This is a genomic window from Terrirubrum flagellatum (assembly GCF_022059845.1).
In the GTDB taxonomy this organism is placed as follows: domain Bacteria; phylum Pseudomonadota; class Alphaproteobacteria; order Rhizobiales; family Beijerinckiaceae; genus Terrirubrum; species Terrirubrum flagellatum.
Window position 1 is genome coordinate 1377407 of record NZ_CP091851.1, and the last position, 14552, is coordinate 1391958.

Sequence of the window (14552 nt, forward strand, 5' to 3'; positions counted from 1 at the left end):
GGCGCCATCAGTTCGCAGGCGCTCGCGATCGGACGCCCGAATTCGCAAACGCATATTAGACGAATAGTTGACGGATTCGCACTTCGCCGTCTTAAGTCTTTGAAATCATTGGCGCGCCCAACGGGACTCGAACCCGTGTTTTCGCCGTGAAAGGGCGACGTCCTGGACCGCTAGACGATGGGCGCGGGCGCATGGGCCGAAAGGCCGGCGCGAACGGGCGGGGTATAAGCGGCCATCCGCGTCGCTGCAAGCCGTCATTCCGGGCTTGCTCACGGCGATTTCGGGGGCGCCGCTGCGGGAGCTGTCAGCGCTGCGGCTTCGCCGCGTCAATGACGCGCAGCTCGACCCGTTCGCCGCCGCCCCAGCGGTCGATCGAGAGCGTCCCTGCGATATGGACGGGCTCGCCGCGCAGCGCCACGAGCGCCTGTCCCAGCGGCTGATCCTTTGCGCGGAAGGCGACCGCCCCAATGGTCGCGCCGTCGGCCGCCTTGAGCCGCAGCCTGAGGTGACCGTTCTGGCCGACGGGCGCAGCGTCGACGAGGACATGGTGGGGCAGGGCGAACACCGGTTCGGAATTGCCGGCCCCGAACGGGCCGGCGCGGGCGATGTCGGCGACCAGAGCCGGCCGCGCGCCCGAAGCGCTCAGCGCGCCATCGATGGAGAGCGTGCGATCGGCTGATGCCGTCGCCACGAATTCCCGGAGTTCGTTGTCGAGATGGGCGGCGAAATCCGCGAGGCGGTCCCGCCCCAGCGTCACGCCGGCGGCCATGGCGTGGCCGCCGCCTTTCATCAGCAGGCCTGCCTCAACCGCCGCCCGCACGGCGCGGCCGAGATCGACGCCGGGGATCGAGCGGCCCGAGCCAGTGCCCACGCTCTCAGTCCCCCAGGCCATCGCGAAAGCCGGGCGGCCGAAGCGCTCCTTCAGCCGCGCCGCCACCAGTCCGACGACGCCGGGATGCCAGTCCGGCGATCCCACAAGCAGCGCCGCCATAGCGGCGTCGGTCGCGAGCAATTTCTCCGCTTGGGCGACGCCTTCCTCGACCGCGGCCGCCTCGATCGCCTGCCGCTCGCGATTGAGTGCGTCGAGCTGGGCGGCGATGCGTGCGGCTTCGACATCGTCTTCCGTCAGCAGAAGACGCGCGCCGAGCGCAGCATCCCCAATGCGGCCGCCAGCGTTGATGCGCGGGCCGATGAGGAAGCCGAGATGCCAGGACTGTGGAGGGCCATCGAGCCGCGCCGCGTCGGCGAGCGCGCGCAATCCCACGCGCTCGCGTCGCGCCATGACCACGAGGCCCTGACGCACAAATGCGCGGTTGAGGCCAACAAGCGGCACGACATCGGCCACGGTCGCCAGCGCGACGAGATCGAGCGCGGAAATGAGATCGAACGGCTTTCCATCGTCGCGCAGCGCGCGATTGAGCGCGACCAGCGTCATGAACACGACGCCTGCAGCGCAGAGCGAGCCGAGGCCTGAGAGATCGTCCTGCCGATTGGGATTCACGATCGCCAGCACGTCCGGCAGCTCGACCGGCGCCTGATGATGATCGAGCGCGATCACATCGAGGCCGAGTGCGCGCGCTTCTGCAAAAGGCTCATGGCTCGCCGTGCCGCAATCGACGGTGACAAGCAGCGTCACACCGGCTTCGCGCATGGCGCGGATCGCGTCGATGTTGGGGCCGTAGCCTTCCGTGATGCGATCGGGAATGTGCAGTCGCGAACGCACGCCGTGATGGCGCAGGAATGAGGCGAGCAGCGCCGCCGAGCAGGCGCCATCGACGTCATAGTCGCCGAAGATTCCGACATGCTCGTCCGCTCTCGCGGCGCGCGCGAGGCGATCGACCGCCGCCTCCATGGCCGTCAGCGTGAAAGGCTCCGGCATGAGATCGCGGATTTTCGGATCGAGGAATGCTTGCGCATCATCGACCGCGACGCCGCGGCCGGCGAGCACGCGCGCGACCGCATCGGAGAGACCGAGTTGCTGCGTCATCATCAGCGCCTGCGCGCGGCCGGGTTCGTCCAGCCGATCGCGCCAGACGCGGCCGGTCGCCGATGAGGCGACGTTGAGAAAGGGGCGGGGCGGGGCGTGATCCAGCACAGGTCAGCTTTAGCGGGCGCAGGCGATTCAGGGAATCGCGGAGAGCACGAAGCGGCGATTGGCGCCAGCGATGATCACAACCATCCTTCGCCCGTTATCGAAGCATCTTCTCCGAAGCTTGCGCTACCGTTGCGGCGAGCGGCGCGTTTGCGCCGGATGCGGGAGCGACGCCATGAAACGGGAAGCAATCCGGGTCGAGCCGATCTCGACCTTTATCGAGAAGGCGATCGGCAGCGGGCAGGGGAAAGCGCCGGCGTCCGTGGTCGTGCGCGGCTGCGGCATGGTCTTCGTCTCGGGCCTGCCGCCATTCGATCCTGAAACCGGCAAAGTTGCGCAAGTCCCGATCGAGCGGCAGACCGAGCTTGTGCTGGAGCAGATGAAGCTCTGTCTGGAGACCGCCGGCTCGTCGCTGGAAAATGTGCTGAAGTGCAACGTCTATTGCACGTCGGCGGAGAAATTCGCGGCGATCAACGAAATCTATGTCCGTTATTTTCCCGAGAATCCGCCAGCGCGGATTTTCGTCTGCGTGCCGCAATGGTTCGGCAAGTTCGACATCGAGATCGATTGCGTCGCGCTGGCGTGAGCGGCGTCAGAAAATCTTGCGATACTGAACAAAACCGCTTTTGTCGGCGATACGATCATAGAGCTGCATCGCCGTCGTGTTGGTTTCATGCGTGAGCCAATGCACGCGTCCGGCGCCGCGACCCTTCGCTTCGGCATAGACGCGCTCGATCAGCGCGCGTCCGACGCCCTTGCCGCGGGCGTCATCGGCAGTGAACAGATCCTGAAGATAACAGTAGTCGTCTTCGGTCCAGCATGAGCGATGCAGAATCATATGGACGATGCCGACCATGCGTTCGCCGTCGAATGCGCCGAAGGCCCACATCGGTTCCTTCGGATCATGAAAGCGATCCCACGTAATATCGGTGACGCGATCGGCGACGTTCGCCTTGTAGAAGGTGAGATAGCCCTTCCACAGAGGCTCCCACTGCGCGCGGTCGGCGGGAGAGAGAATGCGCGTGGTGATGGGCATGGGTGCGAATCCGCGAGTTCGATTGTCTCAGGCGCAGCATTGACGAGTTTCGCCTTCTCCCTTGGGAGAAGGTGTCGCGCGAATGCGCGACGGATGAGGGTGAACCTCTATTGTGCTGGCAGGGCGCCGACACCCTCACCCTGTCGGCCTGGCGACGATGCTGCGCATCGCGCAGCGCCGACTTCCCTCTCCAACTGATCTTGGGCTCGCCCAAGATCAGCATAGTGAATGCGCAAGTCTGGCAAGCCCGACTTGCGACGGAGAGGGATCGCTCATCTCAATCCAGATGGAACTTCGCGAGTTCCCGATGCTCGGCCTGGATGCGGCGGACGGTGCCGGTGACAGAGCGGTAGACGATCGTGTCGGTCTCGATCACGTCGCCGCGGAACATCACGCCCTTCAGGAGAGCGCCGTCGGTGACGCCGGTCGCGGCCACGATCACGTCGCCGCCGGCCATCTCCGTCAGATCATATTTCCGCTTGGGGTCCTTGATGCCCATCTTCGCCGCGCGCTCGACCTTGGCTGGCGTGTCGAGGATGAGGCGCGACTGCATCTGGCCGCCGACGCAGCGCAGCGCGCCCGCCGCGAGCACGCCTTCCGGCGCGCCGCCGATGCCGAGATAGATGTCGATGCCGGTCTGCGGCTGCGTCGTGTGGATGACGCCGGCGACGTCGCCGTCGGTGATGAGCCGAATCGAGCATCCCACCTTGCGCACTTTCTCGATCAGCTCCGCGTGGCGCGGGCGATCCATGATCAGCGCCGTGATCTCCGCCGGCTTCACGCCCTTCGCCTTGGCGAGCGCGTTGATGTTATCTTCCGGCGCGGCGTCGAGATCGATCACGCCCTGGGGATAGCCGGGGCCGATTGCGATCTTGTCCATATAGACGTCGGGCGCATAAAGCAGCGAGCCTGACGGCGCCATCGCCATCACGGCGATCGAGCCCGGCATGTCCTTGGCGCACAAAGTCGTGCCTTCGAGCGGATCGACGGCGATGTCGACCTTCGTGCCGACGCCGGTGCCGACCTTCTCGCCGATGAACAGCATCGGCGCCTCGTCGCGCTCGCCTTCGCCGATGACAATGGTGCCGTCGATCGCGAGCTTGTTGAGCTCGCGGCGCATCGCGTCGACGGCGGCCTGATCGGCGCGCTTCTCGTCGCCATGGCCGCGCAGTCTGGCCGAGGCGACCGCCGCGCGTTCGGTCACGCGCACGAGCTCCAGCGTCAGAATGCGCTCGATGACCTTGTCCTGATGGACGACGATGCCGGACATGAAAGACTCCCGCGATGATGGGGCGGCCAGCCGCGAAACGGCGCAGCCGCCGGTTGCGAACTAGCGCTCGATGCGAATGACCTGCGGCGGCTCGGTGACGACGCCTTCGCTCTGCACCTCTTCGAGAGCCGCCCGAATGGCGGTCTCGGAGGTCGCATGGGTGATCAGAATGACAGGCACGGTCGCGCCGTCGCCGCCGCGCTGACCCTTGCCCTTCTGGAGGATGCTTTCGAGCGAAATCTGGTGGTCGCCCATGCGGGTCGCGATCTTGGCCATGGCGCCGGGACGATCGACCACCGTCAACCTGACATAGTAGCCGCCTTCGTGGCGCTGCATCGGCGCTCGCGCGGCGTCGTCGAGCTGGTCGACGGGCTTGCCAAAGGGCGCCGAGATCTGGCCGCGGGCGACGTCGGCGATGTCGGACAGGACCGCCGAGGCGGTGGGGTCGCCGCCTGCGCCGGGGCCGATCAGGGTGATCGCGCGGACCGCGTCGGCGTCGATGGTGACGGCGTTGAGCACGCCCATCACCTGCGCGATGGCGGAGGATTTCGGCGCCATCGTCGGATGGACGCGCTGCTCGATGCCGGTCGCGGTGCGCTCGGCGACACCGAGCAGCTTGATGCGATAGCCGAGTTCGTCGGCCATCTTGAGGTCGAGCGGCGTGATCGCCGAAATCCCTTCGACGTGAATCGCTTCGGCGTCGATCTTCACGCCGAAGGCGAGGCTCGTCAGGATCGAGAGTTTGTGCGCGGTGTCGAAGCCGCCGACATCGAAGGTCGGGTCGGCCTCCGCGAAACCGAGGCGCTGGGCGTCCTTCAGGCATTCGTCGAAGGTCAGCCCTTCGAGCTCCATCCGCGACAGGATGTAGTTGCAGGTGCCGTTGAGGATGCCGGAGATGCGCGTCACCGCATTGCCGGCGAGCGCCTCGCGCAGCGTCTTCACGACCGGAATGCCGCCGGCGGACGAGGCCTCGAAGGCGAGGGCCACACGCTGGCCCTCAGCCAGCCTCGCCAGCGCCAGCCCATGCTTGGCGAGCAGCGCCTTGTTGGCGGTGACGACATGCTTGCCGGATTTCAGCGCCGTCTCGACGGTCGCGCGCGCCGGTCCTTCATCACCGCCGATCAACTCGACGATGCAGTCCACGTCGTTCGCCGCGGCGAGCGCGACGGGATCGTCGAACCAGGCGTAGGGCGAGAGGTCGACGCCGCGGTCGCGGTTGCGGTCGCGGGCGGAGACGGCCGTCACGCGCACCGCCCGGCCGCTGCCGGCGGCGAGATCGTTGGCGCGACGCTGGACCAACTGGAGGACTGACGCGCCGACCGTTCCGAGGCCGGCGATTCCAAGGCGAAGAGGCTGATTCATCGGGTCAGGACTGGATTTACCGAGGCGGTCGCATGGGGGTCCGGCGCTGTCAATGCAGCGGTCTGGCGGCCGTCATATGACAAAGGTCCCGGCCTCGTTGCGCAGCGCCCGGACGATCGAGAGGGCCGTGACGGCGCTCGTTCTGGGGTTGTCGGCCATGGCAGGGCCGGAAAGTTTCACAGACAGCCGTCCGAAGGCCCCTTCGGCCTCGATGGCGCTGCCGTTCCCCGTCGCTGCGGGATCGGCGACGAGTCGCACGATCGTCCGCTCGAAGCCCGCTCCGGCGAGCGCCACCGTGGCGGCGAGATTGGCGTTCCTGGGGTAGGCCAGCGCCGCCTGATCCGCCGGACCCTCATAGAATATGGTGGCGGTTGTCACGCGGTCGAGATCGATCGCCTGTTCGGCCGGCGTGCCGCGCCAGGCGTGCGGCGGCTTGATCGAGGTGTAGATCACGCGATCGAGCCCGCCGACCGCCAGCGCGCCAAGTCCGTCGAGGCCTGCTGTCGCGCCGGCGGGGATGAGGATGCGCGCGCCGCTGGCGCGGGCTGTCTCGATCATTCGCTGACGAAAATCATGATCGGCGAAAACGCCCGTCGCGATCGGCATGAGATCGATCCCGGCGGCGAGGATCGCGGCGCCATGGGCGCGCAGCGCCTCTTGTCCCGCGCATTCCACGACGAGCGAGGGGCGGGCGCGGATGAGAGCGTCGACATCCTCGCAAGGCCAGCCGGGTTTCGGCAGCTTCGCGGCGATGGCGACGGCGCGTCCCGGCCGCATCAGAACAGGGCCGAGCTGGATCGAGCCGGCTTCAGAAAGATATTTCGCCACGAGTTCGCCGATCGCGCCGAAACCGATCATGCCGATGATCTTCATCGCCTTGCTCCCGTCTCACGTCCCGTCATGCGCAACGCGCATGATCGTGATCTGCGCCCACTTGTCTGTCGCGTTGCGCGCCCCTGCGCCCCGGCTTAGCTTCGCGGCCCTTCTGTTGGAATAATCTTCTCAGGAAACCGCCCATGTCGCTTACGATGCACTCCGCCTCGGTCACAACCTTCGACAATATGCTCCGCGCCCTGATCCATGTGATCAACAAGGCGAAGGCGCATTGCGAAGCCAAGAAGATCAATCCCGAGGCGCTGACGACGGCGCGGCTTTTCCCCGACATGTTTCCGTTCTGGCATCAGTGCTGTCTCGTAAGCGACTTCGCCAAGGGCGCGGTGTCGCGTCTCGCCGGCGTCGAGGTTCCCTCCTGGGCGGACGATCAGCGCACCTTCGATGAGTTGATCGCGCGGCTGGAAAAGACCCGCGATTACATCAAGGGCTTCGGCCCGGAGAAGCTCGAAGGCGCCGATGCGAAGCCGATCACGCTGAAGATCGGCGGTCAGGACATGACCATCACAGGCGAGCAGTATCTGCTCAACATGGCGACGCCGAATTTCTATTTCCACGTCACGACCGCCTACAACATCCTGCGCAAGGGCGGCGTCGAGGTCGGCAAGCGCGACTTCCTCGGGCGGGCCTGAGAACATGACGGCTGCGAGCGCGTCCCGTCTGGCTGTCATCGCCGGCGCGGGACTGCTTGCAGCCGCTTCTCTCGCGTCGCCGGCGCGCGCGCAGGCGCAAGGCGACACGGTGATCGAAGGCTCCTATTACACGGTGTCCGATCGGCTCCGGCCCGACCCTGCGTCCGGGCTGCGATCCCTTCAAAGATTTCGCATCGTGCTTTCGGGCGCCAATCAGATCAGCGAGACCTGGCGCGCCTCGAACGCCTTTGGTTTCGGCGGCTCGACGACGCAGCGCACACGCGTGCTCGGCGGGAGCGCGGAGGAGGGCGGGAGCCGGTGGCAAGTCGCGGCCTCGAACAAACTCGTTCGAACGGTCAACCACCCGCAGAGCACGACATTCATCACCGTCACGACCGTCAGCAATAAAACATGCAGGGTCGACGTCGATTATCGGTTGAAACCCGGCTTCAGCGAATTCAAGTTCAGGCGCCGCGTCGACCGCAAATGGGCGTATTTCGCCAACACGCACGCCGAGAGCCCAAGCTGCTGGATTCAGTAACAATGGATAAGGGCGCAATCGCGCCGAAGGCCAGGGAAATTTGGGAGATGCGGCGATGATCAAGCGCAACGATATCGCGCCGCCCGGCCTGTCTAACGTCCTTGCGTTTCTCACCGGGCTCGTCTTTGCCGCAATGGTCGCTGCGCCGCCGGTGATGGCGGAAGCACAGGACGAGACCATCATCGAAGGCTCGTATGATTATACCGCCGCTCGCGTGCGGCCGGAGCCCAATCCGGCTGTCAGAACGCATCAATCGTTCCGCGTCGTTCTCTCCGGTAAAAACCAGATCGATGAAACCTGGGAGCGCGCCAATGCGCGCGGCGGCAAGACCGTGCGCGCCCAGCGCGTGCGCGCTCTTGGCGGAAGCGAGGATGAGGGACGCAGTCGCTGGCAGGTCGCCGGCCCTAACAAGCTGACGCGCACCGTCGAATATCCGCAGAGCCGCACAGTGATGACGGTCGCGATCACCGACAAGAGCTGCCAGCTCTCGATCGCCTATCAGCTCAAGCCGGGATTTTCCGAGTTCAAGCAGCGCCAGCGGGTGAATCGCGCCTGGGCTTACTACGTCAATCCGCGTGCGGAGAACGCCTCATGCTCGATCAAGTGAGGCTTCAGACGTCGAAGAAAACCGTCTCGCCGTCGCCCTGCAGCCTGATGTCGAAGCGATAGAGCGAGGGATTTTTCGTATCGCGCCTGGCGATGAGAGTCGACCGCCGCTCCGCGGGAACAAGAGCGAGAATTCCGTCCGTCGCGTTCGTCGCTTCGCCCTCGAAATAAATGCGTGTGACGAGATGGATCAGCATGCCGCGGCCGAGCACGTTCACCGCGATATGCGGCGCCTGCGTCGCGCCATTGACGCCGGGAACGGCGCCGGGCTTCACCGTGACGAATTTGAACACGCCGTCCTTGTCGGTGGCGGAGCGGCCGAAGCCGCGGAAATTGTTTGAGGCCGGTCCGCGCTTGTCGTCGGGATGGGCGTAACGGCCTTGAGAATCCGCCTGCCAGATCTCGATCACCGCGTCGGGAACGGCTTCTCCGTCGCCGTCGGTGACGCGGCCCTCGATGACGATGCGATCGCCGGCGACGCCATTCTCGGTGAGGTCATTGGTGAAGAGCTGGCGCGTGGGATAATCATGCGGCGTCAGCATGTAATGGAAGAACGGACCAACCGTCTGCGACGCGGTCAGCACATCGGGACGCTTCTCCGGCGTGCGCGTCGGCGGATAGAGAAACTCAGTCATGATGCGGCTCCTCGGTCGGCGTCGCGTTGCGGCCGCGCAGCACGATGTCGAAGCGATAGCCCAGCGCCCATTCCGGCGTCGTGTTGTCCCAGTCGAACAGGGCGATCAGCGCTTGCCGCGCCTTTTCGTCCGTGATGCCGTTATAGATGGGATCATAGGGAAACAGCGGATCGCCGGGGAAATACATCTGCGTGACGATGCGCGTGAGGAAGGACGGCCCGAACAGCGAGAAGTGAATATGCGCCGGGCGCCAGGCGTTGTTGTGATTGCGCCATGGATAGGCGCCGGGCTTGATGGTCACGAATTTGTAGCGGCCTTCGGCGTCGGTGACGACGCGGCCCGCACCGGTGAAATTTGGATCGAGCGGCGCCGGATGCTGGTCGCGCTCATGGACATAGCGGCCGCCGGCGTTCGCCTGCCAGACTTCGAGCAGAGTATTGGGCACAGGGCGGCCATTCTCGTCGAGCACGCGGCCTGACACGGTGATGCGCTCGCCAAGCGGCTCGCCGTCGTGCTGGCGCGTGAGATCGGCCTCGCTGTCAGTGACGCTCTCATGGCCGTAAACGGGGCCGGTTGCTTCGGTCAGCGTCTGCGGGATGATGATCTTCGGCTGCTGCGGGGCGCGCTTCACCGTGCTCCGATAGTCCGCGAAGAGCGACTTCGGATGCACGATCGTTCCTTCGCGGCGATAGACGTCCGCCATATCAGCTTTCCTCCTGCCTCTCTCAGACCCGGGCGAGCCCGATGCTCACGCCTTGGCCGACGCCGACGCACATGGTCGCCAGCGCATGCTTGCCCTTGATCTCAGTCAATTGATGCGCGGCGGTCATTGTGATGCGCGCGCCGGACATCCCGAGCGGATGGCCGAGCGCGATCGCGCCGCCATTCGGATTGACGCGCTCGTCATCGTCGGCGACGCCGAGCATGCGCAGCACAGCAAGGCCCTGGCTCGCGAAAGCTTCGTTGAGTTCGATCACATCGAAATCGCCGATCTTGAGCTTCAGCTTCGCCATCAGCTTTTCAGAAGACGGCGCAGGCCCGATGCCCATGATGCGCGGCGGCACGCCCGCTGTCGCAAGTCCCAGAATGCGCGCGCGCGGCGTCAGGCCGTGCGCCTTCACCGCGTCTTCGGACGCGAGGATCACCGCCGCGGCGCCATCATTCACGCCGGACGCGTTGCCGGCGGTGACGGTGCCCGGCGTGCGCACGAAGGCTTTCAGTTTTGCGAGCGTTTCGAGCGTCGTGTCGCCGCGCGGATGCTCGTCCTTGTCGATCGTGGTCACATCGCCATTGCGGCCGGGGACCTCGACGGGAACGATTTCTGAATCGAAATAGCCTGACGCTTGCGCTTTCGCCGCGCGCTGCTGCGAGCGCAGCGCAAACTTGTCCTGATCCTCGCGGCTGACCTGATATTCTTCGGCGACGTTCTCGCCGGTCTCCGGCATCGAGTCGACACCATACTGCTTCTTCATCAGCGGATTGATGAAGCGCCAGCCGATCGTGGTGTCGAACACTTCGTTCGAGCGGCCGAAGGCTTCCGTGGCCTTCGGCATCACGAAGGGCGCGCGGCTCATGCTTTCGACGCCGCCTGCGATGGCGAGATCAATTTCGCCCGCCTTGATGGCGCGCGCGGCGACGCCGATCGCATCCATCCCGGACGCGCAAAGACGGTTGACGGTCAGGCCCGGGATCGTCTCGGGGAGCCCCGCGAGCAGAAGCGCCATGCGGGCGACATTGCGATTGTCCTCGCCGGCCTGATTGGCGCAGCCGAACACGACCTCATCGATGCGCGACGCGTCGAGCTTGGGATTGCGCTTGAGGAGCGCACGCAACGGAATGGCGGCGAGATCATCCGTGCGCACTTTCGCGAGCGCGCCGGCGTAGCGTCCGATCGGCGTCCGCGCCGCGTCGCAGAGAAAGACTTCCCGCATCTCTTACGTCCTCTTCATCCGCGTCTTAAGATCACGCCGCACTTTGATTGAATCAATCAAAGTGCGGGAACGTGATCGATTCTATAAATTTAGAGCATGGCTTTTGCGAAAAACCGGTTCCCACTTTTTCGCGCCATGCTCTAGGCCGCGCTTCTCAGACGCCATGCGCCTTCCTGGTGCGCGCGTGCAAGTCGCGCAGCACTTCGAGCTCCTCGGCGGTCGGCGCCGGCGTCTCCCTGACGTCGTCGGCGACCTTGATTGGCCAGCCGCATTGCGACTGAACCTTTTCCCGCGTGACGCCGGGATGCAGCGCGACCAGCGTCATCTCCTTGGTCACGGGATCAGGCTCGAACGTACAGAGATCGGTGATGAGGCGCGTCGGTCCCTTCGTTTTCAGGCCGAGACGCGCGCGATGATCGCCGCCCTCGCCATGGCCCATGGAGGTCACGAAGGGTAATTTGTCGACGAAGGCGCGCAGGCCCATCGCCATGGTGATGAAGATTTCGCCGCAATGGGCCGCGATCTCGGGCGCGCCGCCGCCGCCGGGGAGACGCACCTTCGGCTTGTCATAGGGGCCGACGACCGTCGTGTTGAGATTGGCGAAACGATCGATCTGCGCGCCGCCGAGAAAGCCGACCGTGATGCGGCCGCCCTGCAGCCAGTAGCGGAACATCTCCGGCACGGGCACCGTGGTCAGCGCGGTGTCGCAGAGTTCACCGTCGCCGATTGAAAGCGGCAGCACGCTCGGGCGCGTGCCGATTGTGCCGCTCTCATAGATCAGCGTGATTTTTGGCGCATGCGTCAGGCGCGCGAGATTGCAGGCGGCGGACGGCGCGCCGATGCCGACGAAGCAGACATCCTCATTCTTCAACGCGCGGGCCGCGACGACCGTCATCATCTCGGTCGGCGTTACGGCGGCGGATGGGGACACAGCGACGTTCATCTCGGGCTCCCTCACGCGGCTTGTCTGCGATGGACGGCGAAAGCTTCCGGCGTCGACTCCAGAACATTCGTCTTCATCCAGGCGAGGAACGCCTCGCGATCGCGCGCGATCGGGTCCCAGTTGATGTAGAAGGCGTTGTCGCGCCTGGTGTAGCCCTGCGCGTAGCTCGGGAACGAGCCGCCGGGCACATGAGCGATCGCGCCGACTGTCCAGTGCGGCAGGATCACGGCGTTGGCGTTGCGCGGGCCGAATTCGTCGACGATCTCCTCGACGGTGATGATCGAACGCTTCGCCGCGAGCACCGCTTCCTTCTGCACCCCGGTGATGCCTTCGAGCAGCACATTGCCCTCGCGATCGGCTTTGAGCGCATGGATGATCGCGACGTCGGGGCGAATGGCGGGAACCGCGGCGAGCACCTCGCCGGTGAAAGGGCAGGTGACGCTCTTGATGCGGGGATTCACCTTCGGCAGGTCGGCGCCGATATAACCGCGGAAGACGGCGAAGGGCAGATTGGCGGCGCCAGCCTCATAGGCGTTCGCCATGGCGGCGTGGCTGTGCTCTTCGATCTCCAGCGGGCGCGGCCAGCCCTGCTCGACAGCCTCGCGCACGCGATGCAGCGAGCCGACGCCGGGATTGCCGCCCCAGGAGAAGACGAGCTTCTTTACGAGCCCCATGCCGATGAACTGATCGTAGAGAATATCAGGCGTCATCCGGATCAGCGTGAGATCCGTCTTGCCCTGCCGGATCGCTTCATGGCCGGCGGCGTAGGGGATGAGATGGGTGAAGCCTTCCATGGCGACCGCGTCGCCATTGTTCACGTTCGTCGCGACAGCCTCACGGAGGCTGAGAAACGTCGCCATCCCTAAACTCCCATCGCCTTGTTTTGAGCTTCTTGCTCCGAACGCGGCGACGCCTCAAGCGGATTGTTCGCTAGGCAGCTCTTTTGTTCGGCACGCGAACCTGCTAGGCCGTCGTGCGGGAGGAATTCTCATGGCCGAGGAGACCGTCGACTCCCTGCGCAAGGGGCTCGCGATGCTGCGCAGCTTCCGGCAGGCCCGTCAGCAGACCATCACGGAAGCCGCCGCCGCCACCGGCATGACGCGCGCCGCCGCGCGGCGGTTCCTGCGCACTTTGTGCGAAGAGGGCTTGGCGCGCTCGGACGGCAAGCATTTCGAACTGACCGCTGCGGTGCTGGAGCTTGGCAGCGGCTATCTCACTGGGATGACGGAACTCGACACGTTCCGCGACGTGCTCGCCGATCTCACGTCGCAGTTCGGCGAGTCCGCATCGGCTGCGACGCTGGAAGGCCAGGACGTCGTCTATATCGCGCGCTCTGCCGCGCGGCATCGCGTGATGACCACCAATCTCGCGGTCGGCACGCGGCTGCCCGCCCATGCGACCTCGATGGGGCAGGCGATCCTCGCGCAGCTCAACCACAATGAGCTCGACCATTATTTCAGCCGCGCGAAGCTCGACGCCTTCACGCCGCACACGCTGACGACGAAGCAAGAGATCAGGCAAAGGCTCGATCGCGTGCGCACGCTCGGCTATGCGCTCGTCAGCGAAGAGTTGGAGCTCGGATTGCGCTCGATCGCAGTCGCCGTGCCCGGCCGCTCGCGCCACGCCAGGCTTGCGATCAACATCAGCACGCACGCCAATCGCACGAGCGAAGAGACCTTGCGCGAGAGATATCTGCCGGAGCTGTTGCGCGCCGCCGAGCGGGTCAGTCTGGTGGCGCTGCTCTAAGGCGGCGGCGCGACGGTCCGCAACCGGGTTGCGGACCGCCTTCGTCTTCTGTTCGAGCTGTCAGACGGCAGGCGGCGCCGAAGGTGTTGGCGTGTCGCGCGTCGAGCGGCTTTTCGGGACTGGGAGCAGCATGCGCACGCGCTCCTTGTACGACGCATAGGCGTCGCCGAAATGATCGAGGAGATCACGCTCTTCGAAGTGAATGCCGACGAAAATATAGGCCGTGGAAAGACCGGCGAACAGCAGATGCCCGACTGTCATCACAGGCGTCGACCAGAAGGAGATGATGAATCCGAGATAGAGCGGATGGCGAACCCAGCGATAGAACAGGGGCGTCTTGAGCGATGAGATCGGAGAGCCGCCAAGCCAGTCCGCCAGAACCTGCCGCACGCCGAACAGTTCGAAATGGCTGATGAGAAAGGTGCTGATCAGCGCAATGGCCCATCCCGACCAGAACAGGATGATCATCACGCTCGCCCAGGCGCCCGAGAAACGCCAGAGTTCAACGCCAATCGGGCGCCATTGCCAGAACAGCAGCACAAGCAGGAGGCTCGCGAACAGCACATACACGCTGCGCTCGATCGATGTGGGCACGAGCTTCGTCCACCAGCGCTTGAAGCCTGGACGCGCCATCACGCTATGCTGCACGGCGAACAATGTGAGCAGCAAAACGTCGATCGCGGTGGCGAGCCAGGGGTCGCCGCTTGCGCCGTCATTGATCGCCTTGGGAACGACGATGCTTCCGAGGAAGCCGACTGCATAGAGAAACACGACAAGAAACAAGAGATAAGACAGCAGGCCAAAGCCCGCCTTGAAGATACGGCTCATGGCGGCCTCCAAAGGGCGCGGAGAATTGCAGATGAGGGA

Annotated in this window: 16 protein-coding genes and 1 tRNA gene; 5 read left to right on the plus strand and 12 right to left on the minus strand. The window is 65.0% G+C overall.

What is annotated here, in order from left to right:
• Window positions 1-109: 109 nt before the first annotated feature.
• Both L8F45_RS06695 and recJ read right to left on the minus strand, forming a co-directional pair.
• A tRNA-Glu gene (locus tag L8F45_RS06695) sits at window positions 110-185 on the minus strand.
• 119 nt (window positions 186-304) lie between these two features.
• Window positions 305-2095 (minus strand): single-stranded-DNA-specific exonuclease RecJ, encoded by a 1791-nt coding sequence (gene recJ / locus L8F45_RS06700; RefSeq protein ID WP_425329990.1) that lies wholly within the window; start codon window positions 2093-2095, stop codon window positions 305-307.
• A 172-nt stretch (window positions 2096-2267) separates the two neighbouring features.
• Between recJ and L8F45_RS06705 the strand changes: the two genes are divergently transcribed.
• A complete protein-coding gene (locus L8F45_RS06705; RefSeq protein WP_342362103.1) occupies window positions 2268-2678 on the plus strand; it encodes a RidA family protein in 411 nt (136 codons plus the stop codon).
• A gap of 6 nt (window positions 2679-2684) precedes the next feature.
• Here the strand turns inward: L8F45_RS06705 and L8F45_RS06710 are convergent, their stop codons facing one another.
• From L8F45_RS06710 to L8F45_RS06725, 4 genes are all read right to left on the minus strand, one after another.
• Window positions 2685-3128: a GNAT family N-acetyltransferase gene (locus L8F45_RS06710; RefSeq protein ID WP_342362104.1), complete on the minus strand. Its 444-nt coding sequence runs from the start codon at window positions 3126-3128 to the stop codon at window positions 2685-2687.
• Between the two features lie 277 nt (window positions 3129-3405).
• The gene (gene glpX / locus L8F45_RS06715; RefSeq protein WP_342362105.1) at window positions 3406-4398 is read right to left on the minus strand and encodes a class II fructose-bisphosphatase; all 993 of its coding nucleotides are present in this window, start codon (window positions 4396-4398) and stop codon (window positions 3406-3408) included.
• Window positions 4399-4458: 60 nt separating this feature from the next.
• Entirely contained in the window at window positions 4459-5760 is a 1302-nt protein-coding gene (locus tag L8F45_RS06720) for a homoserine dehydrogenase (protein WP_342362106.1), read from the minus strand.
• A 72-nt stretch (window positions 5761-5832) separates the two neighbouring features.
• A complete protein-coding gene (locus tag L8F45_RS06725; protein ID WP_342362107.1) occupies window positions 5833-6633 on the minus strand; it encodes an aspartate dehydrogenase in 801 nt (266 codons plus the stop codon).
• Window positions 6634-6776: 143 nt separating this feature from the next.
• On the opposite strand from L8F45_RS06725, the gene L8F45_RS06730 reads away from it, so the two are divergent.
• From L8F45_RS06730 to L8F45_RS06740, 3 genes are read left to right on the plus strand one after another with little or no spacing between them, the layout of a single operon-like run.
• Window positions 6777-7283, plus strand: coding sequence for a DUF1993 domain-containing protein (locus L8F45_RS06730; protein WP_342362108.1), 507 nt, complete (start codon window positions 6777-6779; stop codon window positions 7281-7283).
• A gap of 4 nt (window positions 7284-7287) precedes the next feature.
• Complete coding sequence (locus tag L8F45_RS06735; protein WP_342362109.1) at window positions 7288-7824, plus strand: hypothetical protein; 537 nt, start codon at window positions 7288-7290, stop codon at window positions 7822-7824.
• A 55-nt stretch (window positions 7825-7879) separates the two neighbouring features.
• Window positions 7880-8431 (plus strand): hypothetical protein, encoded by a 552-nt coding sequence (locus L8F45_RS06740; RefSeq protein ID WP_342362110.1) that lies wholly within the window; start codon window positions 7880-7882, stop codon window positions 8429-8431.
• 4 nt (window positions 8432-8435) lie between these two features.
• Here the strand turns inward: L8F45_RS06740 and pcaG are convergent, their stop codons facing one another.
• The 5 genes from pcaG to L8F45_RS06765 form a co-directional block, all read right to left on the minus strand.
• Window positions 8436-9065 carry a protocatechuate 3,4-dioxygenase subunit alpha gene (gene pcaG, locus L8F45_RS06745; RefSeq protein WP_342362111.1) on the minus strand — a complete coding sequence of 210 codons (630 nt, stop codon included), beginning with the start codon at window positions 9063-9065 and terminating at the stop codon, window positions 8436-8438.
• Entirely contained in the window at window positions 9058-9768 is a 711-nt protein-coding gene (pcaH, locus tag L8F45_RS06750) for a protocatechuate 3,4-dioxygenase subunit beta (RefSeq protein WP_342362112.1), read from the minus strand. The genes pcaG and pcaH overlap by 8 nt, the downstream gene beginning before the upstream one ends.
• 22 nt (window positions 9769-9790) lie before the next feature.
• Window positions 9791-10996 (minus strand): 3-oxoadipyl-CoA thiolase, encoded by a 1206-nt coding sequence (pcaF, locus tag L8F45_RS06755; RefSeq protein WP_342362113.1) that lies wholly within the window; start codon window positions 10994-10996, stop codon window positions 9791-9793.
• A gap of 154 nt (window positions 10997-11150) precedes the next feature.
• Window positions 11151-11939 (minus strand): CoA-transferase subunit beta, encoded by a 789-nt coding sequence (locus tag L8F45_RS06760; RefSeq protein WP_342362114.1) that lies wholly within the window; start codon window positions 11937-11939, stop codon window positions 11151-11153.
• An 11-nt stretch (window positions 11940-11950) separates the two neighbouring features.
• Window positions 11951-12799: a CoA transferase subunit A gene (locus L8F45_RS06765; RefSeq protein ID WP_342362115.1), complete on the minus strand. Its 849-nt coding sequence runs from the start codon at window positions 12797-12799 to the stop codon at window positions 11951-11953.
• Between the two features lie 130 nt (window positions 12800-12929).
• On the opposite strand from L8F45_RS06765, the gene L8F45_RS06770 reads away from it, so the two are divergent.
• Window positions 12930-13685 (plus strand): IclR family transcriptional regulator domain-containing protein, encoded by a 756-nt coding sequence (locus tag L8F45_RS06770; protein WP_342362116.1) that lies wholly within the window; start codon window positions 12930-12932, stop codon window positions 13683-13685.
• A 60-nt stretch (window positions 13686-13745) separates the two neighbouring features.
• Here the strand turns inward: L8F45_RS06770 and mddA are convergent, their stop codons facing one another.
• Window positions 13746-14513, minus strand: a complete 768-nt coding sequence (gene mddA, locus L8F45_RS06775; RefSeq protein ID WP_342362117.1) for a methanethiol S-methyltransferase — start codon at window positions 14511-14513, stop codon at window positions 13746-13748.
• Window positions 14514-14552: the final 39 nt, after the last annotated feature.

Excerpts from the sequence above, each read along its gene's own strand:
- L8F45_RS06705 (WP_342362103.1), top strand. The coding sequence starts at position 2,268 with ATGAAACGGGAAGCAATCCGGGTCGAGCCGATCTCGACCTTTATCGAG.
- L8F45_RS06710 (WP_342362104.1), bottom strand. The coding sequence starts at position 3,128 with ATGCCCATCACCACGCGCATTCTCTCTCCCGCCGACCGCGCGCAGTGG.
- glpX (WP_342362105.1), bottom strand. The coding sequence starts at position 4,398 with ATGTCCGGCATCGTCGTCCATCAGGACAAGGTCATCGAGCGCATTCTG.
- L8F45_RS06720 (WP_342362106.1), bottom strand. The coding sequence starts at position 5,760 with ATGAATCAGCCTCTTCGCCTTGGAATCGCCGGCCTCGGAACGGTCGGC.
- L8F45_RS06725 (WP_342362107.1), bottom strand. The coding sequence starts at position 6,633 with ATGAAGATCATCGGCATGATCGGTTTCGGCGCGATCGGCGAACTCGTG.
- L8F45_RS06730 (WP_342362108.1), top strand. The coding sequence starts at position 6,777 with ATGTCGCTTACGATGCACTCCGCCTCGGTCACAACCTTCGACAATATG.
- L8F45_RS06735 (WP_342362109.1), top strand. The coding sequence starts at position 7,288 with ATGACGGCTGCGAGCGCGTCCCGTCTGGCTGTCATCGCCGGCGCGGGA.
- L8F45_RS06740 (WP_342362110.1), top strand. The coding sequence starts at position 7,880 with ATGATCAAGCGCAACGATATCGCGCCGCCCGGCCTGTCTAACGTCCTT.
- pcaG (WP_342362111.1), bottom strand. The coding sequence starts at position 9,065 with ATGACTGAGTTTCTCTATCCGCCGACGCGCACGCCGGAGAAGCGTCCC.
- pcaH (WP_342362112.1), bottom strand. The coding sequence starts at position 9,768 with ATGGCGGACGTCTATCGCCGCGAAGGAACGATCGTGCATCCGAAGTCG.
- pcaF (WP_342362113.1), bottom strand. The coding sequence starts at position 10,996 with ATGCGGGAAGTCTTTCTCTGCGACGCGGCGCGGACGCCGATCGGACGC.
- L8F45_RS06760 (WP_342362114.1), bottom strand. The coding sequence starts at position 11,939 with ATGAACGTCGCTGTGTCCCCATCCGCCGCCGTAACGCCGACCGAGATG.
- L8F45_RS06765 (WP_342362115.1), bottom strand. The coding sequence starts at position 12,799 with ATGGCGACGTTTCTCAGCCTCCGTGAGGCTGTCGCGACGAACGTGAAC.
- L8F45_RS06770 (WP_342362116.1), top strand. The coding sequence starts at position 12,930 with ATGGCCGAGGAGACCGTCGACTCCCTGCGCAAGGGGCTCGCGATGCTG.
- mddA (WP_342362117.1), bottom strand. The coding sequence starts at position 14,513 with ATGAGCCGTATCTTCAAGGCGGGCTTTGGCCTGCTGTCTTATCTCTTG.